Genomic DNA, 23,162 nt, shown 5'->3' on the forward strand with positions numbered 1-23,162 from the left:
CCTTACGCGAAACTTTGCATCAGCGTGCCGACGACCAGGTGCCATCCGTCGGCCAGCACAAACAGCAGCAGCTTGAACGGGATCGAGACCATCACCGGCGGCATCATCAGCATGCCCATCGACGTCAGCACCGACGCCACCAGCAGGTCGACCACCAGGAACGGCAGGTACACGCGAAAGCCGATCCAGAAGGCGGTCTTGAGCTCGCTGACGACAAACGCGGCGATCACCGCCGGCGTCGGCACGTCCTTCCACGTCAGCTTGCCCACCCGCGAGGCCTCGGCCTGTTTGGCGTCCAGGAACAGCACCACGTCGTTCTGGCTGCGGGCGGCCTCGATCTGGCGGATCATGAACGTCCGCACCGGCGCCGCGCCGGCGGCCAGGGCGGCCTCGCCCTGCGCCCTGCCGGCCAGGTACGGTTCGATGCCATCGCGATAGACCGCCGAGTACACCGGCGCCATGACCACCACCGTCATCAGCAGCGACAGACCGAAGAGCACCTGGTTGGGCGGCAGTTGGTTGGTCGCCAGCGCCTGTCGCAGCAGCCCCAGCACCACGACGATCCGCGTAAAGCAGGTCATCAGGATCGCCACGGCCGGAGCGACCGACAGCACCGTCACCAGGGCGACCCACTTGAGGGCGTTGCCCGCATCCTGCGGGCTCGACAGGCTCGGGAGGGTAACGCCGCTGGCGGGTGCGGTCGCTGCGTGCGGCGTCGCGGGCGGCGCGGCAGGCGCCGACTGCGGCGCAAACAGCGCCCCGGCCAGCACCACCACCGCCAGAATGTTCGTCTTTAAGGTCATTTCGATTCAGCGGGTTTTTCTGCCACCGTCTGCGTCGTCGCGGTTCCCAGCAGCGCCGCCACTTCATCCGGGTCTGTCACTTCCGACAGCGTGGTCATCTGCTCGGGCCCAATGCCCACCAGCACCAGGCGGCGGCCCATGCGAACCAGGATCACCTGGTGGCGGTACGTCACGCCGCGGCGGCCGACGATCTCGATGACCGCGCCGCCGCGCCCGCCGACCCTGGGCCCACCCATGCGTTTCATGACCGAGCGAATGATCAGGATCAGCGCGATCACCACCGCCAGCGCCCCTGCCGTCCGCAGCAGGTCCCACTCCGTCGCCGGGGCGGCGCTGTTGCCGATAGGACGGTCCTCGATCGACTGCAGCGGGCGGGTGGAAACGTCGGCTGTCGCCGGGGCGCTCTGGGCGACTGCGGGAGCGACCACGGCAAGAAGGATGATCGCTGCAGCGACGATCAGGGACATGGCGGCTGAGAAACGGCCGTCATGGCACCCCGCCGGTAGCACGGGCATCTTGCCCGTGAGTCGCATGGGCGTCTCGCCCATGCCCCGTGTCGCGGACGTCCCGTCCGCGCGTGTCGCGGGCGTCTCGCCCGCGTCTTGTTGTTTCTCTGATCTCTTCATGTCGTTCTCACGCCGTCTATCCGCACGCCCAGGCGGTCTTGCACGCTCACCAGCGACCCGACGGCCATCGGCTGCCCTTCGCAGCAGATCTCGACCGCTCCCGTCGCGGCGGTATCGAGCGTGATGATCGATCCTTCCGCCAGGCGCCGCAGCGCGGCGGCATCGGTCCACGCCCCGCCCAGGTCGATGCGCATAGCCGTTTGCGATTCAAGCGTCTTCATGGCAGCGTCTCCCCGGCCGGTCGCCGGGCCGCGTAGGCTTCGTCATCCGCGGCCGCGGCTATCGCCGCGTCGCGCAGGCGTTGCTGCCTGCGGCGGCGGTCAGCCAGCGCCCGGGCGGTCCGCACCAGCAGGACGGCGTCGAGAAGCTTCTTGCGGCTGCGGACCAGCGAGCTCTCGCCGCTGCGGGCCTGCTGTTGCAGCGCGCCCGTTTGGGCACGAATCTCGCTTACGCTGGCGCGGTATCCCGCCGGCACGCCTGCGCCGGCGCCGGACAGCAGGCTTCGCCGCGCTGCGGCGTCCTGTTCTTCCAGCGAGGCATCGAGATCCGTCAGCCGGTTCCGCAGGCACGTCAGGTCGCGGTACGCGCGCGCCAGGACCGCGGCGGCCTCGTCTTGCCCCCGGCGGCGAAACCGCACCAGCATGTCAGCACACTGCGTGCGTCGGTCGATCATCGCGGTACGTTCCTGTTTCTTGCGGCTGGCCGGCGAAGACCAGTTGCTGCAGTTCAGCCGTCGTCTGGGCAAAATCGCATTGCTCACCCACGCCCTGGCGCAGGAAGGCGTCGATCTCATCCTGCGCGGCGATCGCCTCGTCAAAATGCGGATTCGCCCCGGCCTGGTAGACGCCCAGGTTGAGCAGTTCCTCGACCTCGCGGTACAGCCCGACCATCCGCCGCACGCGGGCGGCGGCGGACTGATGTTCTGCTGAAGCCACCTCGCCCATCACGCGCGAGACGCTGGTGACGATGTCGATAGCGGGCCAGTGCCCGCGATTGGCCAGCGTTCGCGTCAGGTGGATGTGCCCGTCAGCCACGGCGCGGACGGCGTCGGCCAGCGGGTCGCCGGCGTCGCCTTCTTCGGCCAACACGGTGTAGAAACCGGTGATGGATCCGGCGGCGGTGCGTCCGCAGCGCTCCATCAGTTGCGGCAGGAGGTTGAAGACGCTGGGCGTGTATCCGCGCACGGTGGCGGGTTCGCCGGCGGCCAGCCCGATCTGCCGCTGGGCGGCGGCCAGGCGCGTCAGCGAGTCCATCACCAGCAGCACGTTGGCGCCGCGGTCACGGAAGTACTCGGCCACCGCCGTGGCGACGGCGCCGGCTTGCACGCGCAGCAGCGGCGGTTCGTCGCTGGTCGATGCCACCACCACGCAGTGCTTCAGGGCGTCGGAGCCCAATTCCTTGTCGACGAACTCGCGCACCTCGCGGCCGCGCTCGCCGATCAGCGCCACCACCGTCACGTCTGCGACGGCGCGCCGGGCGATCATGCCCAACAGCACGCTCTTGCCCACGCCGCTGCCTGAGATAATGCCCATGCGCTGGCCCTGGCCGACGGTGAGCATCGCGTCGATGGCTCGCACGCCGGTGGGCAGCGGCGCGTCGATGCCCCGCCGCGACAGCGGGGCGATGGGCAGCGGCCACAGGCTCTGCGGCATGGCCGCGGCCGGAGCGGCTCTGCCGTCGATGCAGCGCCCCAGACCGTCGAGCACGCGACCAAGCAGGCCTTCGCACACGCCAACGGTCTGCTCAGCGAAGGTGCAATGCACCAGGTCGCCGCGGCGGATCCCCGTCATGGCGCCAGCCGGCATCACCAGCGTGCTGCGCCCGTCGAAGCCGATCACCCGCGCCTCGAGTCCTCCGCCGGCGCAGGCGATCCGGCAGCCGGCGCCCAGCGGCACGGCGAAGTCCGCCACGCTGACCGTCAGCCCGCGCACCGCCTCCACGCGACCGGTGACGTCCACCGGCTCGATGCGGTCCAGGGCTTCGGATTGTCGTTCAAATATCTGCATGCACTTTCGAATCCGCGGCCGCGATGTACTGGCCGGTCATGTTCTGTTGAGGCTCGACAGCGCGACCGAGCAGCGCTTGGGCGACTCGCCGCAGTTGCGTTTCGATGGTCGCGTCGACCGCCCCGCAGCGCGTCAGCACGCGGGCGCCGCCGGCGGCGATGGACTCGTCGCCCTGGAGCCTGACTCGCCCGGCGCGGCCGAGCTCGCGCCACAGGCGCAGTGCTTCCTGCTCCAACGCAGGCAGTTGCGCGGGATTGACGCACACGATGATTTCGTCGCCGTCGCTGGAGCGTTCCATCGCCCGTCGAAGGTTGACCAGCGCCGCGCCGATGTCGACAGCCGCCACCTCGCCCACGATTCGCCGCGCCAGCTCGATAGCGAACAGCAGCAGTTGCTCCTGGCGGTCCTGCAGGGTCTGCGTCTTGGCCGCGACCAATTCGTCCACGATCTTGCCCGCCGCCTGGGCCAGGGCGGACATTCGCAACTGGCTCTTCTGGGCGGCTTGGCGCAGGCCGTGGGCGTATCCTTCGGTCTGCCCTCGCTGGAAACCCTGCTCGTAGGCGCTGCGGTTGTAGTTGGTCTGTGCCGACTCGAGCTGGGCCTGGGCGGCGACGACAATCCGCTGGGCCTCTGCCCGGGCCTGGTCGAGAATCTGCTTGCCCTGGGCCTCGAAGTCCGGCAGGGACAGTTCGGGCGCATCGCCGGCGTCGCAGGCGGCGGCGCGGATGATCCAGGCTGTCTTGGAGGCGCTCATGTGGCGGCGGCCTCCTGTGCTTCGTCGGTCGTGGTGCCGCAGCGGCGCACCGCGCGGGCGACGTGGTCCTGGGCGGCTTCCACTTCGCTGAGGCGCACCGGCGGCAGGGTGTCCATCTGGCGGCGCAGGTCCCGCGTCGCGCGGCTGCCCAGGCAGTGGAAGATCTTCGAGCGAACGACCTGACCTGCCGTGCGCAGCGCTACGGCCAGCACCTGCGGATCGAGCGTCGCCAGGGCGTCGCGGAGTTCGTCGTCGCCGACGAGTCCGAGGTCTTCAAAGGCCAGCAGGTCGCGGCGGATGTTGCGCGCCAGTTGCGGCTGCGATGAGGCGACCAGTTGCATCACCGCCCCGCCGGAGGCGCCGTCGGCGTGAGTAAGGATCTCACGGATGACGGCCTGGCCTTGCCCCTGCGGCGTGTGCAGGGCGTTGAGGCGGTCGGTCAGCGTGGCCAGCACGTCCTGCACGGTGCGTTCGTCGACTGCCGGCGGACGCGCCAGGTGCATCACCACCTGTCGGGCGACGGGCCCGTCGAGCGCCGCCAGGACGGCCGCCGCCCGCCGCGGACTCATGCGCGACAGCACGATGGCGATGGTCTGCGTCTGCTCCGAGGCCAGAACCCACAGCAGATCGTCGTCGGCCAGACGCTCCAGACGGCGAATGGCGCCGTCGTCGGCCGAACCATGCTCTGCGGGCGATGGGGGCTGTTCGCTCGCGCTGGCTGCTTTGGGGCGGCGCCGTCGGCGGCGCAGCACGGCCACGGCGCAGCCGGCGCCGGCCAACACGAGCGCCGCCGAGGCGGCGATGGCCCAGGCGCCGCGACGCGGCTGAGAGTGGCCGACAAACGCCGCGGCGAGCGCTTCGTCCGACAAGGCGTCAGTGTAGGAATCAACCATGACGGCCCGGGCGTCGGCGCCGATGATGCGTGCCGCGGCCGCGGCGATGCGGGCGAGTTCGTCGCGCGTGACCTGCTGGAGATCGAGATTGCGTGTGCGGGCGATGGTCTCAAAGTAGCTCCGCGGCGCCAGCAGCGACGCGGCGGTGCATGACTCGCCCTCGGGCGCCACCTGAACCGTGACGGTCAGACCGGGGACATAGGTCAAGGCCCCGGCGATGCGCTGCTGCCAGTAGTCGCTCACGCGGGCGCGATTGGCCAGGCGGTCTTCCTGCATGAGCGTCTCGTCGCCGGCCGCGTAGCTGCGCCCGCGCTGGTCGATGATTCGGACGGCGGCGCGATCGAGCCCGGCGATGCTTCCGGACAACAGGTCGGCGATGGCGTTGACGAGCTGCGCTGTCATGCGCGACTGGGCCCGCATGCGCAGATTGACCGCCGCGGTGGCCGAGACGGACGGCTGACCGATCTTACCCGGCTGGGCGGGCTCGAAGAGAACCTCCGCAAACTCGACGTCGGGGAACTGCCCGATCAGGCGTGCGAGCCGGTCGGCCTTGGCGGCCGCCGCTCGCTGGGCGCGCTGCGACTCCGAGAGCCAGATGTCTTCCTGGGCGGTGGCGGCCTGGGCGGCCAGGTCCTGCGGGGTCAGCGAGGCGTCGATGAGAATTTTCCGCGCCGCGGCGAGCGAGTCGGGATGCACGAGCAACCGCCCGCCGACGATCTGACACTCGATGCCCCCTCCGGCAAGCATGCCCGCGGCGTTCTTGACGTGCTCGGCTGGCAGAGGCTGGGCGAAGACGGCTTTGCGTTGCGGGGCGGCGTCGCTGGCCATCAGCCAGATGCCCCCCGCCACGGCCAGCACCGCCAGCGCAGCGGCAGCGCCCTGCCAGATGCGTCCGGTGACCGACGCCTGGGCCTTGAGCCTCAACCAGAGCTTGTGAAACACCTTCACTGGGCGGTCCTCCATGACCGCTGTACTGGGTGGCACAGCCTTTCAAGGCTGTGATCGTCACAGGCTGGAAAGCCTGTGCCACCGCTCGATCATCCTTGACAGAGCGTTACGTCGCCGGCGATGTCGAAAGCCGCTGGCGAATCTGCCCGAGCTTCATGCCCTGGGCTTTCAACTTTTCAATCGAATCCAACCGCTCGAACGCCGACTCGTCATAGAGCCGGTGCCCGCCGCGGGTCCAGCCGCATTCCTGCAGCAGCCCCATGGCGGTGTAGTTGTGAATCGTCTGACGGCTGGCGCCGAGATAGTCCGCCAGTTCGCTGATGCGATACACCTTGGGCGGCCGCCGCCGTCCGTCGCACCGCGTCGCAGTCACCGCGCCGGCGTCAGAGGCCGCGTCGCCCGAGGAGCTACCGGCAGGCGTCTGCGGATTTGTGTCTATCGCATCCATAAAAGTCTCAAGTGCCAACCTCGCGTCGACCGGCTACCGCTTTTTACGCTTTGCAAAATGTATAGTGGCCGCGGTGAAGCAGCAACCCAAAAATCTTTAGAAAATCTGAAAAAATGTTCCCGGCGACTTGCCTCCTGCCGGTGCGCCCCGATTTGGCGGGGGGATATTAGCCGCTGAGGTCGCAGGGGACGCTGAGGTGAGAGACAGAAATGGAATGATGGAATATTGGAATATTGGAATATTGGAATGTTGGGGTACCGAACCCATCCGGAAGCCGTGTGGCATGGCGACGCGTTGTTCAGCGGGTCGCCGTGGACGTGCGCCAACCCTTCATGGCGACCTACGAAGAACAGAAACGTGTGTCGCCATGCCACCCGCCGGTTATTCCATCATTCCATCATTCCTTGCCGGTTTTCCTCAGCGTCCTCAGCGACCTCAGCGGCTAAGTCACCCCTGCCGAAAGAAAAACGCGATGTCGCCATGGCGGCCGTTTTCTCGGTACAATGTTGCCCATGCACTGCCTTCGTTTGACCATCGTGATTGCCTTCGCCGCGGCGGCGGGTCTGGGCGGATGCCGAAAGGCGCCCTCCCCCCCTTCCGCTCCAACGGCCGTGTCACGCCCGGCGGCGTCAAATCCGCAGCCTGCCCGGCCCGTGTCGGGCAACAGGGGCGGAAAGCCGCCGGCAGCGTTGCAGGCCAAGAGGGTCTCAGGTCCGTCCCCTGCTACCGCCCCCGCTACGCGGGGGGTGCAAGCGGCACGGATTTCAGCGGGCAAGCAGGAGTATCTGCCCCTGCCCAAGGCGGCCACGACCCGGGCCGCATCGGGTCCCAGCGTCGATCTTGATATTGCCGAGGGTGACGCGGCACTGGCGGCAGGAAACTTGCGCGGGGCCGAAGCGGCGTTCCGGCGAATGCTCGAGCGCCATCCCGACGACTATGACGCCCTGTGCGGCCTGGCGACGACGCTGACGGCAGGGGGCGACAATCTGCCGGCGATGTTGACGTACCGGCGCATTGTGGCCCTGCGCGAGAACGACCGCACGGCGAGGTTTAACCTGGCGGTGGCGCTGTCGCGTCTGGAGCGTTTCGACGAAGCCCGGCAGGAGTTCCTCCTCCTGCTGCGGCAGAACGCCGACGACGTGCGGGCTCGCTACAACCTGGGGATGATCCTGGCGGCCCAGGGCAAGCTCGACGAGGCCCGCCATCATCTTCAGGGCGTCGTCAGCCGCACCGACTCGCTTCCGTCAGCGTATGCGATCCTCGGCCAGGTGCTGACCGATCTGGGCGACAGCGAGGGCGCGATGGAGGCCTACGGCAAGGCCGCCTCGCTCCAAGGCGACGACATCGACACCTGGAAGAACTACGCCGTCGCCGCCCAGGCCGCCGGCAGCTACGGGCGGGCGATCATGGCCGCGTCGCGCGTGACGAGGCTGAACTCCTCCGACCCCGCCGCCTGGGCGTACCTGGGCGACCTGCACATGACCGTGTACCAATCGACGCAGAAAGAACACTTTCTGATCCAGGCCCGCCAGGCGTGGACGCGGTCGCTATCGCTCAACAGCGACCAGCAAAACGTGCGGGCAAAACTGCAAGCCGCCCCGCGACCCAAGGAGCCGTAACCTCATGCTTGATCTGAAAACTTTCGCCAAGACCGTCCGCATCAGCGATGGCGCCTGGGGCACCGAGCTTCAGAACGCCAGTCTCGAAGCCGGCGCCTCGCCCGAACTGCTGAACGTCGAGAACCCCGCCGCCGTCGCGGCGGTCGCACGCGCCTACGTGCAGGCCGGCTCTGACGTCATCCTCACCAATACCTTCGGCGCCAACCGCTTCATCCTGGCCGGACACGGTCTGGGCGAGCGCACCGGCGAACTGGCCCGCGCGGGCGCGGAGATCAGCCGCCGCGAAGCCGGCGCCCGCGTCAAGGTCTTCGCCTCGATGGGACCCACCGGCAAGATCGTCATGATGCAAGAGGCGCCCGAGGCCGACATCTCGGCGGCCTTCGCCGAAGCGGCCGTTGCGCTGGCCGAGGGCGGCGTCGACGCGATCCTGCTCGAGAGTTTCGCCCAACTCGACGAGATGGCCCTGGCCCTTCGCGCCGTGCGCGGGGCGGTGGACCTGCCCGTGGTGGCGTCGATGACCTTCGCCTCCGGCCCCGACGGAACCTCCACGATGATGGGCAATTCACCGGGCGATCTGGCCGCGCTGGCCGCCGAGTGCGGCGCCGCGGCCGTTGGCGCCAATTGCGGCGCCGGTCCGGAAGGATTTCTCAAGGTCGCCCGGCTCTTTCGCGCAGCCGGCGACCTGCCGATTTGGATCAAGCCCAACGCCGGACTGCCCCAGCGCGGACCCGATGGCAAGACCTTCTTCCCGATGAATCCTCAGGATTTCGCAGCCGCCGCCGCGGGGCTGATCGAAGCGGGCGCCAATTTCCTGGGCGGCTGCTGCGGAACCACCCCGCGGCACATAGCGGCGGTGAGAAAAGTGGTGAGTTGTGAGTTGTGAGTTTTTCACTCACCACCCACCACTCACCACTCACCACTGGTCTCTTTCACTCACCACTCACCACTGGTCTTCTTGTCCAGCGGCCAGATCGGGCGCTTGAGGTGCTTGAAGGGCAGGCGGTCGAGGCGCAGGTCGGTGAAGCCCGGGCTCAGGGCCATCAGTCCCAGCGGGGCGTTGTCGCGCACGTCGGGCCAGAGATAGCCCTGCTTGACAACCGCGATCTTCTTCTTGAAGACGTCCACGCCCATCTTCTCAAAGTACCAGACCATCACGAACGGCCAGCGATCGCTCTGCAGCACGACCTCGACGCCGCCGATCTCCACCAGCGCCCGCGGACCCGAGGCGCCGCTGTCGGTCACCAGGCGGATAATCTTCGCGCGGGTCGCCAGGGGCTTGCAGAACGTGTCGTCCAGCTTGCCGCCGATCACCAGGGCGATCTCCTTGCCCTCGCCGGCCGCGAAGCATGCCTGCACTGCCGCCGGGTCTGTGATCCCGCCGACGATGGCGTCTTTGACGCCCAGGGCGATCAGACGCTGGAGGATGATGGTGCTGTCGCCGCCGCCGCCGGCGGTGGGATTGTCGCCGCTGTCGGAGATGAAGACCGGCGCCTGCGGCGCCGCCAGGGCTGCCGCAATCGTCTCGTCCACATCCGCCACCGGCACGTCCGGACCGAACTGCTCGCGGCGCGACCAGATCTCCCGCGCCAGGCCCGCCGCCTCGCGCTTCACGGCCGCCGCGTCCGTGCCGCTGACGAGCACGCTGACGCCCGTGTCAGGGCTGTCGGTCCAGGCACAGCCGATGAGGATCGACGAGGTCAGGATTCCGGGCACCCGGTCGATTTCCTCCAGCCGCGCATATAGCGACCGGGCCGGTTCGACTTCCGTCACCGCCCACTCGCCCGCCAGCAGCAGCGGCAGCTTGATCAGTTCGGTCACCGGGCGCACGTTCTGGCCAAGGCAGTGCTGCATCAGATCCACGGCACGCTGGGTCGTTTCTGCGCAGTCTCGATGGGGGGCGGTGCGATACGCAGTGAGGAAGTCGCAGGCATGTACGAACCGCGGCGAAAGGTTACCGTGAAGGTCCAGCGTGCCGCAGATGAAGACCTCATCGCCGGTTACGGCACGGATGCGGTGCAGCAGTTCGCCTTCGCCGTCGCCGATCTCTTCCACCTCCATCGCCCCGTGAAGCCCCAGGAACAGCGCGTCCAGCGGCATGGCGGCGGCGATCTTCTCGACCATCTCGCCGGCGATGCGATCGAACGCGTCGCGCGTGATGCGCCCAGACGGGCCCGCCGAGGCGAACATCAACTGCTTCACGTCGTGGCCGTCGGCCAGAATCTGCCGCCAGGCGGCATCTTTAACCTCGCCTCCCCGGGCAACGCCGAAGTCTTCGTACCGCGTCGGCATCGTCGAGAAGGTATTGGTCTCATGAGACCAGCCCGCCGTGGCTATTCGCATAGTAAGCTCCGGAGTCGACTGCGGTAGCATGGGCACCTGCCTGCCGGCAGGCAGGTCTTGCCCATGAGTAGCACGGGCGTCTCGCCCGTGCAAACCGGGACATGGCCGAGACGGCCATGCTACTCACGGGCGGGACGCCCGTGCTACGGGGTCATTCTATCCGTGGTCGCCCGCAATGCAAAGCTTCGATGAAAACCGGTAAAAATTGGGCGACCCTGTGCCTCTTCCGCCGTGTTGAATAGGGCTTGAACGAGACCTGGCCCGTTCCACCGTCGGGACGTTGGCTTGAGGTCGAGAAACCCTGTTGAGCTATTGGGAAAGATCACATGCAGAGAAACAGACGCTATCCGCTTATCGTTCTGGTTGCAGCTTTGGGTCTGGTCGCTACCGGCTGCGAGCAGCAGTCCGCCAAGATCGACGCCGGCGACGCCAAGGCGCCCGTTGATACGCCCGCTGTGGTTGTCAAACCGGCGCCTGCCGAAAAGCCCGCTCCCGCCGTCAAGAACGGCGCTGCGGCCAAACGCCCGGCGCAGGCGGTTCTGCCCGAACCGGTCGATAAGGCCGTCCGGACGCTCTATGCCAAGGCCCCCTACCACAAGATCGAAACCGCCCAGTGCGAAGGCCTCGACGTCTACACGGTACACGTGGCGCGGATGGCCACCAAGGTCGTCGTCACCGCCGACGGCGCGATCCTCATGGTCGGCCGCCAGCTTCCGCTCAAGGACCTGCCCAAGGACGTGGCCGAGACCATCACCAAGACCTACGGCGCTTCGACGCTGAAGATCACCAAGGACGACGTTCGCGCCGAGATCACCAAGAGCGGCGAGACGGCCTCGGTCGTCAAGGTCGAGCCCATCCGCACGTTCTATGAAGTACAGGTCATTCGCGCCGACGATGCCAAGAACCACAAAGGCTACATGCGCGTGGATGACAAGGGCAAGATAATGAAGTAATGGGACTGGTTGACCGGTTGACTGGTTGTCGCAATGCACAGCGGGCGGCGAATCTTCGAGACTCGCCGCCCGCTTTGTTTGAACTCAAGGCGTCAATGCGGCGTTAGTTCCGCTTGCGTCGCAGCAGGACAGCCAGGCCGCCGACAACCACCATGGCCATCGTTGCCGGCTCGGGAACGTCACCGACTTGCGCCCGGAGGTGGTAGGTCACGTTTCCTGCCGACGTGACGAACACCAGGTCGGTCGTCTTGAGACCGGTGGTGAACGCCCCGCCAAACCCGATGCTGTATTGGGCGCTTTGGCCGCCGGCAAGCGAAATTGGAATGTCTCCGACGAGGGTGAAGAACCCGCCGTCGGCCGTCGTTGGGTAGGCCGACGTAATACTCAACAGGCTCGCGGCGACGCCGTTATTCCCGATTGTGACCAGCCGGTCGTCACCGGCCTGCCCCACGTCGAGGGTGCCGAAATCGATCGTGTACTCGGTCGCGGGATTGGCAAACAGAACCGGCTCCTCTGCCCACTGATACACTGTGACATTGTCCATCAGAAGTTGGGTGTTGAGTGTGCGGGTCGTTTCCTCGAACCCAATCTGCAGAGTCTGGCCCAAATTTATGCTGTCTGTGCTGACTACAGTTCGCCATGTCCTGTTACCGTTGACTATGTCCCCGGCGGTATCCCAATCAGGAGGGAGAATCTTCGAGGGATCGCTCAGCGGATCAGACGTGTAGGTATTAGTGTTATCCCAATAGAGCGTAACCTTTGTCCATCCGGAACTGGAAAGTTGATCAGACTTCGGTTCTCCCAGGTTGGTCTTGGTAATCCATCCGGTATTGCTGTTCATGAACCCGGCGTAGAATTTATAGCTATACCCTGTATTGCTGAGATAAAACTCGATCTTGTACAGCCTGCTCTCAACGACATACCCCCCCCAAGGATCGTGTATCACCCGGCCCAAGGTATTCGTAATCCCGCCTGAACTGGAAAAGAGCACCGCATCGTTTGTCATGCCGGCGACCCTCTTGATTGAGGGAGTACCTGACGTAGTTGTTGTTGCTACCTGCCATCCATTTGAAAACAGGAGGTGGTTGTCAAGAGTGCCGTTGCCGCTTGGGCTGGAGTAGGAGGTCCCCAGACCTGCGTTCGAAAAGTCCCCGTTGGTCAGGTTCATGTCGACCCAAGCACCGGCACCGGCCGAACTGCAGGCAAAGGCGACGACGGCAACTGCGGTCACAGAGAACGTGAGATGGCGCATTTCTCCTTCTCCTTCCAAACAATCACGTGAACCACTATGCTTCTTGTTCGCCCGGACGGTCCTCTACACCGGCCGGACGCCTCTTCTCAATCTGCACCGGAAAGTATACCGCGCTACGTCATTTTCTCCAAGCAAAAACCAACAAAAGCAGCATTAACCGGGCAAGAAATGTAACTTATGCCTGCACAAAGGCATAGCAGCCTTCATCGAACGCTTGCGACGAAACTTCTGTCGCCGGCTCTACTTCGGCGACAACGCCACGGTTGTCTGGAAATTGTACGGGCACCCGCAGCCGCTGGAGGCCTCGGGCATCAGCAGCAATCCGCATGCCGCCACCATATTCACGTAGCAGCCTGGGCGCACGCCCACGAACTTGTGGAAATCCGCCGTGCTCGTCGTGTCCACCAAGCCCGGATTTCCCGCGCGGTAGAACAGCATATTCTCCGACGCCGAGACCGTGCCGCAGCCGCCGAAACCCGCGCCCCACTTCCACGGTTCGCTGCCGGTCGAACGTTTCTCCCCGCTGCGAAGGTCGTAGGCGAACGGCTCGTCATAAACCCATTTGCCGGTGATGACAGGCGCTCGCAGGAACGCGCTGCAGTGGTGCATCGGCTGGTTGCCCGTCACCGACCAGAGCTTCTTGATCCCGCCGTCGTCGGCGCTGAAGGCCGTCATGCCCGTCATGCTCGCCGCCAGCAGGATTCCCCGCCCCAGGCGAAGCTGCTGGTAGTCGGACAGAGCTTCCTCCCACTGGAATCGTTCCTTTCCGTCAGCCAGATTGAGAACCTTGATCTTGCCCTTGAGCGGCGCCTCGGGCGTTGCCACCGGCGGGGGCGGGCGGCGACCGCGGCGGCTCTTGGCGGCCGCCACTTCCGGAACGCTGACGCGGTCGATGAGGTAGACCTTGTCGGAGCCCAGGGCGATGGCGTTATGCGGGACGACGTCCGCGGCCGAGTAGACCCACTTGACCGCACCGGTCTTCTTGTCGACGCCGAAGATGTACTTGGATTCCTTGGCCAGGCCGATGATCCCCAGCACCTGACCGACCATCGGACCGGTGTAGTCGTCGCCCTCGCTGGCGTAGTCCCAGCCGTGCGCGAGGGTCTTTGGCGAATCGTTCCATGCCACCACCGACCCGACGATCGTATCGCCCTGACTGGCCATGTAGCCCCAGATCAGGTGTTCGGCCGGACCGGCCTTGTCCAGCGCAAGGTGGCGGTTGACAGGGTCGATCGCCTGACCATTGACGGTCATCAGCGCCCGCGCGTTGGCCAGGCGGTAGCTGGCCGTGTTGGCGAACTTGTACGTGCGCTTGTTGACGCTTTTGCCGTCATCGCTGGAATTGAGGATGGCGCCGAAGGTAAAGTCCGTCGGCTTCTCGCCCGTGAGTTTGATCACATCGTTCCAGGCGATCTTGACGCGGGTGGTGCCGGGCAGAGCCGTGGCGGTGACCGCCGGAGCTTTGGCCAGCGGTCCGGACGCGACGCGCGGCTTCGGGTCTTCCGCCGATGCCGGCACAACGATCAGGTGGAAGGCGCCACTTCCATAGAGCCCGTGGCGCTTCTGGGCGGATCGCATGTCGAAGAACAACTCCCAGGCGTCGCCGCGCACGGGCAGGCTTTCAGACTGGGCGTTGGTCACTTTCGTGTCGGGGGCTGTGAGCGTCAGTTCCAGACCGTCGGCGGCAGCGGCGATCTGCACGCTGGCGCCGCCGTCGAGCTCGATCTTTTGCGAAGCCGCAAGCGGAAAGACCGGTTGAGCGGCGGGGATGTGGTAGGTGTTCTTGATCGCCCCGGTGTCGGCGTCGAGGCGCAGGCAGAGGTCGGCGGTGGTGATGTAGACGCTGTCGTCATCGGCGACCATGTTGCCGCCCCAGATGTCCACCACGCGCCGCTGCACCGCCGGCAGCTCGCGCGTCCAGAGCTCGCGGCCGTTGTAGGCGTCGGCGGCGATGATGCTGTGCTGTCCGAGAATGAACATGCGCCCGTTGCTGGTGACCGGGGCCGTGCCGCGCAGGTGGCGGTTCATGATGCGGGCGGGACCGGGCTTGCCGAACCACAGCACCTGCAGAGGCCACTTGACGTTGGCGTCGCCGCTGGAGGCGCTGTTGCCGGCGTCGGCGTACTGGTGGTTCCACTCCGTCGCGCCGGGCAGCTTGCCGCGCACGGCCTTCTGGATGCCCCCGGCCAGCGGGCTTCGCGCCAGCGGGTCGCCCTCGATCCACTGCCCCGTGACGGCCGGCAGGGCGTACGCCGCCCCGCCGTAAGGCCTCAGCACCCGCCCCACCGCCGCGGGTTTGAAGCCGCCCTGTTGAACGACCACGAGATTGGCAAAGTAATCGCCATAGGGAAGATCGCCGGCGGGAACATGATGCACCGCCACGCGCGTGCCGTACAGACCGGCGGCCGAGAGCTTCTCACGAGCGGCGGCGACCTTCTTTTCATCCGGCTCGGCGCAATAGATCATGAGCTTGGACTGATACGCCAATTCAACGGCCAGACTGCCATCGCCGGCGCCGATGAGCAGGCAGTAACCGCTGGTAAGTCTGGAGTCTTTGAGTATCTGCCCGGCCACCGGATCGGCCATGCCCGTCGCCGGTTCCCTCAGGGCCGGCTTTTGTGCCTGACCCGCGCCGCCGGCGCCGAAGCAGTAGATCTTCCCGGCGGTGGTGCTGACGATGAGCTTTCCGTCGGCCACGGCCAGACCGCGGGCCTCGCCCTCGACCGGCGCGCTCCAGTGTACCTTGCCATCCTGGGCGGACAGCACGGTGACGATCTTGTCGCCGCCGGCGACGACCGCGTTGCCCGTCGCGATCAGGCACACGACGTCTTTGACCGGCGCCGACCACTTGGCCGCCAGGCCCGGAACCGCCAGGGCGCTGACTTCCGCATCGCCGCCGGCGTAGACCGCATCCGGCGCCACTGCCGCCACCGTCTTGCCTCGCAGCGAGCCCATCGGCTTGCTCATGTTGGGCGGCCAGATCGTCACCGACGCCGCCCGCGGGCGAAACGCCGGGCTGGCCATGCCGGGGAGGTTCTCGTTGCCCTTGTCGGGCCCCTGACCGGTGACGGCCGCATTGGCCCCCGACATGATCCACGCGAACGCGCCGATGCCTTTGAACGATCCGCCGTTGCGGTCGGTCATGCAGATCGGTCCGCGCCCGGCGGGAAAGATCAGGCTCATCGCCGTCGCGGCCATGTATCCCTGCGGCGTGAAGTCCGCGTTGGGCTGCGTCTTGGAGATCTCGCTGCCGTCGGAGGCCTTCAAAGCCACCAGCCACACGCCGTCCATCGGCCACATGCCTGCCGTGAAGTACACCGTGCCGTCGACGACCACCAACCCGCTGCGCAGCGGCCAGTGCCCGATCATCTGCTCGTTGCCGATAATGCGATGGTCAGCCGGTCCGCCGCGGACTTTCCAGATGCACTTGCCGTCGGCGGCCGACAGGCAATACACCATCCCGTCGTCGCCGGCGACATAGACCTTGCCCTCGACGACCTGCGGGGCGAATCGCACGGGGCCTTCGGTGTAGAACGTCCAGCGCGTCTTGCCGCCGGCCGTCTCGATGGCGCGGACTGTGTGCTCGCTGCTGGAGCCGACGTACATCACGCCGCCGGCGATCACCGGCTGGGCGGCGTAATCAAAATCCATCATCAGGCGCTCGCGCACCGGCTCGGGCCACGCCGGAGCGGGCGCGGCGCCGGCGTGCGTCCACTGAAGATTCAGTCCCGCCGGCAGAACGTCGGCCGTATAACCGCTGTGACCGACATCGCCGCGATACGCCGGCCAATCGGCGGCAGACAGCGGAATGGTTGCGGCCAATAGGAACCAGGAGGCGAGACACACGAGTCGAATACCGGCATGAAAACGCATTACAGCTCCTTTTGGAGTGCGGCAGCCTTAGCTGCCGCTTTCGGAGTTGTTCAGAAACTTCCAAAACGGGCAGTTACGGCTGACAGTCACTAGAGTATAACCCCTCTGGCCTGCCGCAAGGTTGACGATCTTTCGCTATTGCCCGCCGAGGCGGGTTAAGGTATACGGCCATTTGAGAAACTCCAAAAGCGGCAGCTAAGGCTGCCGCACTCCATAGAAGGAGACCGCCATGGACCCCCAATATCGCCACTTTGACGTGCATCCGAAGATCGTTCCTGCCGGCAAGGAATGCACCGTCACCGTCCGCCCGCTGTATCCGCACGCGGCGTTTCCCGTCGACTATAAGTGGGAAGTGATGGCCGTCTCGCGCGAGCGGGTCATCGACCGCACCAGCTATCAAAGCGTCGGCACGCGCCCGGCCGTCACGCTTCACGAAGACGGCTCGTTGAGCTTTCCCTTCCGCTTCGAGGGCGAGCAGGAGCACCGCTTCCGCATCCAGGGCGGCAAGGGCGAGCACACGATCGTCCGCGGCGACTTCAACGTCTACTCTCTCGATGCCGACCTCTACTCCCGCCGCCCGTACAAGGGCGACCTGCACCTGCACACCATCTACAGCGACGGCAAGTGCAGCCCGGCGTACATGGCCGCACGCTGCCGCGAGTTGGGGCTGGACTTCCTGGCCATCACCGACCACCACACCTACCAGGGCTCCGTCGAGGCCATCGCTGCTTATAAGGATGCGCCGGTCGACGTGCGGCTGTACGGCGGCGAAGAAGTCCACCCGCCGGGCAACTGGGTTCACATGGTCAACTTCGGCGGCTCGCAAAGCGTCAACGCACTGATCGGCCAGGACAAGGACGCGTACCTGAAAGCCGTGGCTGAAATTGAAAAGACGCTGCCCGACATGCAAGGCCTCGCCCGACATCAGTACGCCTCGTGCGTGTGGTGCTACCGGCAGATCCAGGCCGGCGGCGGGCTGGCCGTGCTGTGCCATCCGCACTGGAACTACTGGTTCGCCTACAGCGTCTCCGAGCCGGAGCTGGTGCGGCACTTTGCCGACTGGCCCTGCGACGCCCTGGAGCTCATCGGCGGGTACTCGCTCAAGGAAGTCGACTGCAACGTGCTGCAGGTGGCCCGCTGGCGCGACGCCTGCGTCAAGCACGGGCGCGACTTCCCCATCGTCGGCGCCTCCGACGCCCATTCGGCCGACGAGACCGACCACATCCTGGGCTGGTACTACACGATCGTCTTCTCGCCGACGCTCGAGCTGGCCGACCTGGTCGCCTCGATCAAGGCCGGGTATTCGGTAGCCGTCGAGGCGATCCCCGGCCAGACGCCTCGCGTTCACGGAACGTACCGCATGACCAAGTACGCGTACTTCGCACTGAACGAACTGTTCGGCCAGCACGACGAGTACTGCCGCGAGGAAGGCCGCCTGATGCGCGCCTACGCCGCCGGCGACCCCGCCGCCGCAGCCGCCCTGGCCGCGTTGCAAGGCCGCTGCGCCAAATGGCTGGAGGCCTGCCGTCAGTAGCACGGGCGTCTCGCCCGTGTGTGGCATGGGCGTCTCGCCCATGCTCTTGCCGTGTGGCATGGGCGTCCCGCCCATGCTCCCCGATCTGATTTCACGTTCAGAGACACGCACAACGGAGTTGTGCGTGGCACCCATCCGGGGAACGTGGCCGGAACATTTTCCGAACTTTTCCGAGATCGTTAATTGGCATCGCCCGATATACTATGGATGTCGTTTCAAAAGGAGCTGAGGAAATGAAAAGTCCAATCATTGCGTCCGCGGTCTGTCTGTCCCTGGTCCTGGTTCTTTGTTCGCCCGCTTTCTCGGGCACTATCCGTGACGACCGCAGCCAGAGTCAGTATCTCTCGCTGGGCGCCTCGTCGGCCTTCGCCAGCGTGGGAATGTTCGACTACTACAGCGGCTCCTCGCATTACCTCGCCTCGGGAACGCTGATTGCCAATAATTGGGTGCTGACGGCCGCCCACGTGACCTCCGGCGCCACCTCGATGAACTTCGTCATCGGCGGCACGACGTACACCTCCAGCAAGATCGTCACCAACCCCAACTGGACGGGCGACCTCTGGGCCGGATACGACCTGGGGCTGGTGCAGTTGGCTACGCCCGTCACGGGCGTTGCCCCGGCTGCGCGATATACCGGCAAGGGCGAAAAGGGGCAGATAGCGGTCTCGGCCGGATACGGCTTGACGGGCACGGGCCTGACCGGCGCCACAACGCTGGACTACCAGAAGCGGGCGGGAATGAACACGATCGACACCTTCTCCGGACAGCGGCTGATGCTGATGGATTTCGACAATCCGCACACCAGCGCCGATAACGTATACGGCTCGGCGGCCCCGGTGGACCTGGAATACCTCATCGCCCCCGGCGACAGCGGCGGCGGGCTGTTCATCAACGTCAAGGGCCAGTACCAACTCGCCGGCGTTCATTCATTCGGGGCCGCCTGGGACGGCAACGTCAACAGCGACTACGGCGACATTTCCGGCGACATCCGCGTCTCCCAGTTCAACACTTGGATCGACAGCGTCATCGGCGCCGCCACCGGCGGAGGCGGTAAAGGGGGCAAGGGTGGCAAGAGCCGTACCCTCAGCGTCTACGACACCCAGATTCCCGAACCGGCAACCATGGCATTGCTGACCCTGGGCGGCCTGGCGCTGCTGCGCCGCCGCGGAACCCGCGGCTGAGCCTCGAAGAGGCTCCAGGATGCTCAATCCGGCACATGGGTAACACTTTGTACCGGGCACATAGGTAACACTTTTATCCTTCCGCAGGATCGTCCTGGAGCGCGGCGGAAGGTTTTCAACCGTAGAACGTTTGAAACCCGCCGCCTCTGCGAGGCGGGTTGCTTTACTCAAATCCCTTTCCGGAGGCTTACGCCTCCGGCTGAATTCTGGCGTCCCTGCGGGACGCAGAAACTCTCTCGCCGCGACAAGAACTTGGACCGGCCCTCGCTTAGGGCGTGCTTGTATCAGCCGCGCCGAGCCTATAAGATCGTCGCAGTCCCCTAAGGAGACTCTCCGTGAGCCAAAAGCTCGTCAACGCCCTGATCGCCGAGATGGCCAAGATGCAGATCATCGACTGCCACGAGCATCTGCATCCGGAAAAGTCCCGCGTCGATTCGAAGGTCGACGCCTTCACCTTCTTCTCGCACTACACCAGCGGCGACATCCGCGTGGCCAACCTCATCGGCCCGCGCCAGCAGGATCTGCTCAACCACGACATCCCCCTGGCCAAACGCTGGGAGCTCTTCGAGCCGACCTGGAAGCAGATCCGCTACACCTCCTACTCCCGCGCCGCGCTGATCGCCCTGAAGAAGTTTTACAGCGCCGACGACTTCACGGCTGACAATGTCGAGAGCATCTCGGCGGCGATGAACGCGGCCAACACGCCGGGCATCTATCGCCGCGTGCTGCGCGACGCCTGCAACATCAAGACCTCACTGACGCAGTGCGGGCAGTGGGACTTCGGCGGCGACGAGTTGATGACGCCCGTCATGCCGCTGGTCTGGCCGGAGGTCGAGAGCTGGCGCTTCGTCAACCGCCCGCTGTGGGAGCCCGACACCAGCGTCGAGACGCTCGATCAGTACCTCGCGGCCAAGCGCCGCTACGTGGCCGACATGAAGAGCAAGGGCGTCGTCGGCCTCAAGACCGTCGCCCAGCCGTACAAGACGCCCAACCGGGCCGAGGCCTTGGCGGCGTTCGAGAGCCTCAAAAACGGCAGCGTCGAGCGCCTGCCGAACGTTAATCCGCTGCGCGACTACGTCGTCGAGCAGGTGATCGCCATGGCCGCCGAGGCCGACATGGTCGTCTGCGTTCACACGGGCTACTGGGGCGACTTCCGCGACCTGTCGCCCGCGCACATGATCCCGATTTTGCAGCGAAACCCCAACGCGCGGTTCGACATCTACCACGTCGGCTATCCGTATGTGCGCGAGGCGCTGATGCTGGGCAAAGGCTTCCATAATGTGTGGACCAACTTCTGCTGGACGCACATCATCAGCCAGAAGTTCGCCACCGACGCACTCGACGAGGCCGTCGACCTGCTGCCGGCCAACAAGCTGCTGGCCTTCGGCGGCGACTACGGCGGTATCGTCGAGAAAGTCTACGGCCACCTGGTGATGGCACGCGAAGACATAGCGACGGTGCTCGCGCGGCGCATCGAGAACGGACAGTTGAGCGAGTCGGCCGCCATCGACCTGGCCCGCCGCTGGTTCTGCGATAATCCGAAAGAACTCTACCGCCTGAAGAATTAATATGGAGTGCGGCAGCCCTAGCTGCCGCTTTGGAAGTTTTTTGCCACCGGAAGAAAAGCGGCAGCTAAGGCTGCCGCACTCCAAAGGAAGCGACCGCCAATGAAGCTTATACGATTCGCTCTGGCAGTATTCCCGACCGTGCTGCTTTGCAGTCCGGCGTTCTCCGACGACGCCCCGGCGCCCAAACCCAAGTCGAAGTTCGACCTGGTGGCCTCGGCCAAGCTCGCCGCGGGCATGCCCAAGGTCGTCAGCGGGCTGGTGACGCTCGACGGCAAGCCGCTGGCCAACGTGCGCGTGACGGATGGCATCCAGTTCGTCGCCACCGGGGCCGACGGGCGCTATTCCATCGAGATCAAACCCGACGCGAAGATCCCCTACCTGCCCGCCCGCACCGTCAATGTCTGCTGGCCCAGCGGCTGCTGGCCGGTACGCGACCCCAAGACCAAACAGTACCGCTGGTGGACGCGCCTGATGGACATCAAGGACGCCAGGAACGTCAACTTCGAGCTGGCCACGCAGGTCCAGACGCTGCCGGTGTGCATCGGATTCGGCACTGATCCGCACGACTCGATGCGGCGGCCGCACAACAGCGTCTACCCCGACGAGCTCGCCCGCGCGGGCAACCACGTCGCCTGGGCCGTCATGAATGGCGATCTGAGCTACATGACCGAGGAAGGCTGTCAGGCCGACTACGCCGACGTCAAGAAGTACACCGACGAGTTCCCCGTGCCGCTGATGCAGGTCATCGGCAACCACGACCTGGTGCCCTTCGCCGAGGGCGGCTACGACGCCCCGCACGAATTGGCCGGTCAGGGCGCCTTCACCAAGTACCTGGGCCCCACGCGGTGGTCGTTCGATTACGCGGGCATCCACTTCGTGGCGTTCAACTGGCCGATGGTCGACAAGGCCGGCGAGGACTGGCTCTGCGCCGACCTCGACAGCCTGCCCAAGGGCCAGCCCGCCTACCTGTTCATCCACATGTGGGACGCGTTCCTGGGACCCATCGTCCAGAAGCGCCCCGCCGTCAAGCTCGTGCTGGCCGGCCACTCCCACCGCAACATCTTCGCCGGCAAGGAAGGCGAAGCTGAGTTCTGGACCAAGATGAGCCTCTACACGCTGCTGTACGTGGAAAAGGACGACTTCGACATCGTCGACAACTGCGTCTACGAAGGCGCCCGCACCGCCTGGGACGGCTGGTGGAATCACCACGGCGGCAACTGCGCCCTGCATACCGAAAGCGCCGAAGAAGCCGCCGCCCAGCGTGGCAAGCACAGCGAGGCCGTCAGCGTCACGCTCGACTCCAAGACCCAGACCATCGAGCCCCCGGCGGGCAAGACCTACGACCTGCGCATCGGCGCCAAGCCCGCCGGAGCCAAGCCCGCCGCGCGCTGGGGCCTGCGCCTCACCGCCGCCGACGGCAAGACCTACGAGATCACCGCCAGCCCGCAGCGCAAGATGATCAACCTGCTCGGCCGCGAGACCTTCTTCGACCCCAAGCCCACGCCCGGCCTGGCCGGTAAAATCGACCCCAAGGAGCAGGAGTGGACGGAGTTCCGCATCTTCGTCCAGCCGGAAAAGGTCCGCGTGCTGGTCAACAGCCGCCTGCACTACCAGAAATACATCACCCCCGGCGAGCTGAAAAAGATCGAGTTCTTCGCCGAAGACGGCGCCGCCGAGTTCGGCCGAGTGGACGTCTGGCAGCGAACCTACCCCAAGGAATACAAGCCCCGCCCGATGGGAAATAGCGGGTAACGGGTGCCGTGGCGCGCAGGGCCGAAGGCCCGGAGAGCCACGAGTCCCCGGACCTCGACCTTGCGGTCGTGGCTGTCGGGCTGAAGCCCTCCCGCCACGGCACCCCTTGCTCTGACTGATAGCTGACAGCTTCTTCTCGTTCCTGTATGCTACCCCCTACGACCTAAGACCTACGACCTAAGACCTACGACCTAAGACCTAAGGAGCACCCAATGCAACGCGTCTGCTTCATCCTGCACGTTAAGAAAGACCGCCTGGAAGAGTACAAGAAAAAGCACGAGGCCGTGTGGCCGGAGATGCTGGCGGCCCTGAGCGAGACCGGCTGGCACAACTACTCGCTGTTCCTGCGCCCCGACGGGATGCTGATCGGCTACTGCGAGACGCCGGACTTCAAGAAGGCCGTCGAGGGCATGCAGACCAAGGAAGTCAACGCCCGCTGGCAGAAGATGATGGCCCCGTTCTTCGAAGACATCGGCACCGCCGCCGACACCAGCATGGCCCCGCTGACGGAAGTCTTCCACCTCGACTAGCCGGGTTATTAGCCGCTGAGGTCGCTGAGTACGCTGAGGCAGATTGAAGCAGAGACTTTCGTTGACCCAAGTCTTCCTCAGC

At 65.7% G+C, this 23,162-nt stretch carries 19 protein-coding genes; 8 read left to right on the forward strand and 11 right to left on the reverse strand.

Annotation, left to right across the window (positions count from 1 at the left end; translation table 11 throughout):
* Positions 1–2: 2 nt before the first annotated feature.
* The 8 genes from fliP to ABFD92_09755 all read right to left on the reverse strand — a co-directional run bounded on the left by fliP (position 3) and on the right by ABFD92_09755 (position 6,478).
* Positions 3–803 carry a flagellar type III secretion system pore protein FliP gene (gene fliP / locus ABFD92_09720; GenBank protein MEN6504805.1) on the reverse strand — a complete coding sequence of 267 codons (801 nt, stop codon included), beginning with the start codon at positions 801–803 and terminating at the stop codon, positions 3–5.
* Positions 800–1,429, reverse strand: coding sequence for a flagellar biosynthetic protein FliO (locus tag ABFD92_09725; GenBank protein ID MEN6504806.1), 630 nt, complete (start codon positions 1,427–1,429; stop codon positions 800–802). The genes fliP and ABFD92_09725 overlap by 4 nt, the downstream gene beginning before the upstream one ends.
* Entirely contained in the window at positions 1,426–1,650 is a 225-nt protein-coding gene (locus ABFD92_09730) for a FliM/FliN family flagellar motor switch protein (protein MEN6504807.1), read from the reverse strand. The genes ABFD92_09725 and ABFD92_09730 overlap by 4 nt, the downstream gene beginning before the upstream one ends.
* Positions 1,647–2,102 carry a hypothetical protein gene (locus ABFD92_09735; GenBank protein MEN6504808.1) on the reverse strand — a complete coding sequence of 152 codons (456 nt, stop codon included), beginning with the start codon at positions 2,100–2,102 and terminating at the stop codon, positions 1,647–1,649. Before ABFD92_09735 ends, ABFD92_09730 begins: the two co-directional genes overlap by 4 nt.
* On the reverse strand, positions 2,074–3,435 hold the full coding sequence (locus ABFD92_09740) for a FliI/YscN family ATPase (GenBank protein ID MEN6504809.1): 1,362 nt from the start codon (positions 3,433–3,435) through the stop codon (positions 2,074–2,076). The genes ABFD92_09735 and ABFD92_09740 overlap by 29 nt, the downstream gene beginning before the upstream one ends.
* A complete protein-coding gene (locus tag ABFD92_09745; GenBank protein ID MEN6504810.1) occupies positions 3,422–4,189 on the reverse strand; it encodes a FliH/SctL family protein in 768 nt (255 codons plus the stop codon). Before ABFD92_09745 ends, ABFD92_09740 begins: the two co-directional genes overlap by 14 nt.
* Positions 4,186–6,030 carry a FliG C-terminal domain-containing protein gene (locus tag ABFD92_09750; protein MEN6504811.1) on the reverse strand — a complete coding sequence of 615 codons (1,845 nt, stop codon included), beginning with the start codon at positions 6,028–6,030 and terminating at the stop codon, positions 4,186–4,188. The genes ABFD92_09745 and ABFD92_09750 overlap by 4 nt, the downstream gene beginning before the upstream one ends.
* 106 nt (positions 6,031–6,136) lie before the next feature.
* On the reverse strand, positions 6,137–6,478 hold the full coding sequence (locus tag ABFD92_09755; protein ID MEN6504812.1) for a MerR family transcriptional regulator: 342 nt from the start codon (positions 6,476–6,478) through the stop codon (positions 6,137–6,139).
* Between the two features lie 746 nt (positions 6,479–7,224).
* Between ABFD92_09755 and ABFD92_09760 the strand changes: the two genes are divergently transcribed.
* Complete coding sequence (locus tag ABFD92_09760; GenBank protein ID MEN6504813.1) at positions 7,225–8,097, forward strand: tetratricopeptide repeat protein; 873 nt, start codon at positions 7,225–7,227, stop codon at positions 8,095–8,097.
* 4 nt (positions 8,098–8,101) lie between these two features.
* The gene (locus ABFD92_09765; protein ID MEN6504814.1) at positions 8,102–8,980 is read left to right on the forward strand and encodes a homocysteine S-methyltransferase family protein; all 879 of its coding nucleotides are present in this window, start codon (positions 8,102–8,104) and stop codon (positions 8,978–8,980) included.
* Between the two features lie 50 nt (positions 8,981–9,030).
* On the opposite strand, the gene ABFD92_09770 is transcribed toward ABFD92_09765, so the two are convergent.
* Positions 9,031–10,437 (reverse strand): M81 family metallopeptidase, encoded by a 1,407-nt coding sequence (locus ABFD92_09770; protein ID MEN6504815.1) that lies wholly within the window; start codon positions 10,435–10,437, stop codon positions 9,031–9,033.
* 326 nt (positions 10,438–10,763) lie between these two features.
* Between ABFD92_09770 and ABFD92_09775 the strand changes: the two genes are divergently transcribed.
* Positions 10,764–11,390: a hypothetical protein gene (locus tag ABFD92_09775; protein MEN6504816.1), complete on the forward strand. Its 627-nt coding sequence runs from the start codon at positions 10,764–10,766 to the stop codon at positions 11,388–11,390.
* Between the two features lie 103 nt (positions 11,391–11,493).
* On the opposite strand, the gene ABFD92_09780 is transcribed toward ABFD92_09775, so the two are convergent.
* Together ABFD92_09780 and ABFD92_09785 are read right to left on the reverse strand one after the other, a co-directional pair.
* Positions 11,494–12,642 (reverse strand): PEP-CTERM sorting domain-containing protein, encoded by a 1,149-nt coding sequence (locus ABFD92_09780; GenBank protein ID MEN6504817.1) that lies wholly within the window; start codon positions 12,640–12,642, stop codon positions 11,494–11,496.
* Positions 12,643–12,882: 240 nt separating this feature from the next.
* Positions 12,883–16,515: a PQQ-binding-like beta-propeller repeat protein gene (locus tag ABFD92_09785; protein ID MEN6504818.1), complete on the reverse strand. Its 3,633-nt coding sequence runs from the start codon at positions 16,513–16,515 to the stop codon at positions 12,883–12,885.
* Between the two features lie 229 nt (positions 16,516–16,744).
* Between ABFD92_09785 and ABFD92_09790 the strand changes: the two genes are divergently transcribed.
* The 5 genes from ABFD92_09790 (at position 16,745) to ABFD92_09810 (ending at position 23,080) form a co-directional block, all read left to right on the forward strand.
* Positions 16,745–18,049, forward strand: a complete 1,305-nt coding sequence (locus tag ABFD92_09790) for a PHP domain-containing protein (protein ID MEN6504819.1) — start codon at positions 16,745–16,747, stop codon at positions 18,047–18,049.
* Positions 18,050–18,282: 233 nt separating this feature from the next.
* Positions 18,283–19,230: a trypsin-like serine protease gene (locus ABFD92_09795; protein MEN6504820.1), complete on the forward strand. Its 948-nt coding sequence runs from the start codon at positions 18,283–18,285 to the stop codon at positions 19,228–19,230.
* A 335-nt stretch (positions 19,231–19,565) separates the two neighbouring features.
* Positions 19,566–20,798 (forward strand): amidohydrolase family protein, encoded by a 1,233-nt coding sequence (locus tag ABFD92_09800; protein MEN6504821.1) that lies wholly within the window; start codon positions 19,566–19,568, stop codon positions 20,796–20,798.
* A 99-nt stretch (positions 20,799–20,897) separates the two neighbouring features.
* Complete coding sequence (locus tag ABFD92_09805) at positions 20,898–22,550, forward strand: metallophosphoesterase N-terminal domain-containing protein (GenBank protein ID MEN6504822.1); 1,653 nt, start codon at positions 20,898–20,900, stop codon at positions 22,548–22,550.
* Positions 22,551–22,762: 212 nt separating this feature from the next.
* Positions 22,763–23,080: an L-rhamnose mutarotase gene (locus tag ABFD92_09810; protein MEN6504823.1), complete on the forward strand. Its 318-nt coding sequence runs from the start codon at positions 22,763–22,765 to the stop codon at positions 23,078–23,080.
* The last annotated feature ends 82 nt before the right edge of the window (positions 23,081–23,162 follow it).

Source organism: Planctomycetaceae bacterium (assembly GCA_039680605.1).
GTDB lineage: Bacteria > Planctomycetota > Phycisphaerae > SM23-33 > SM23-33 > JAJFUU01.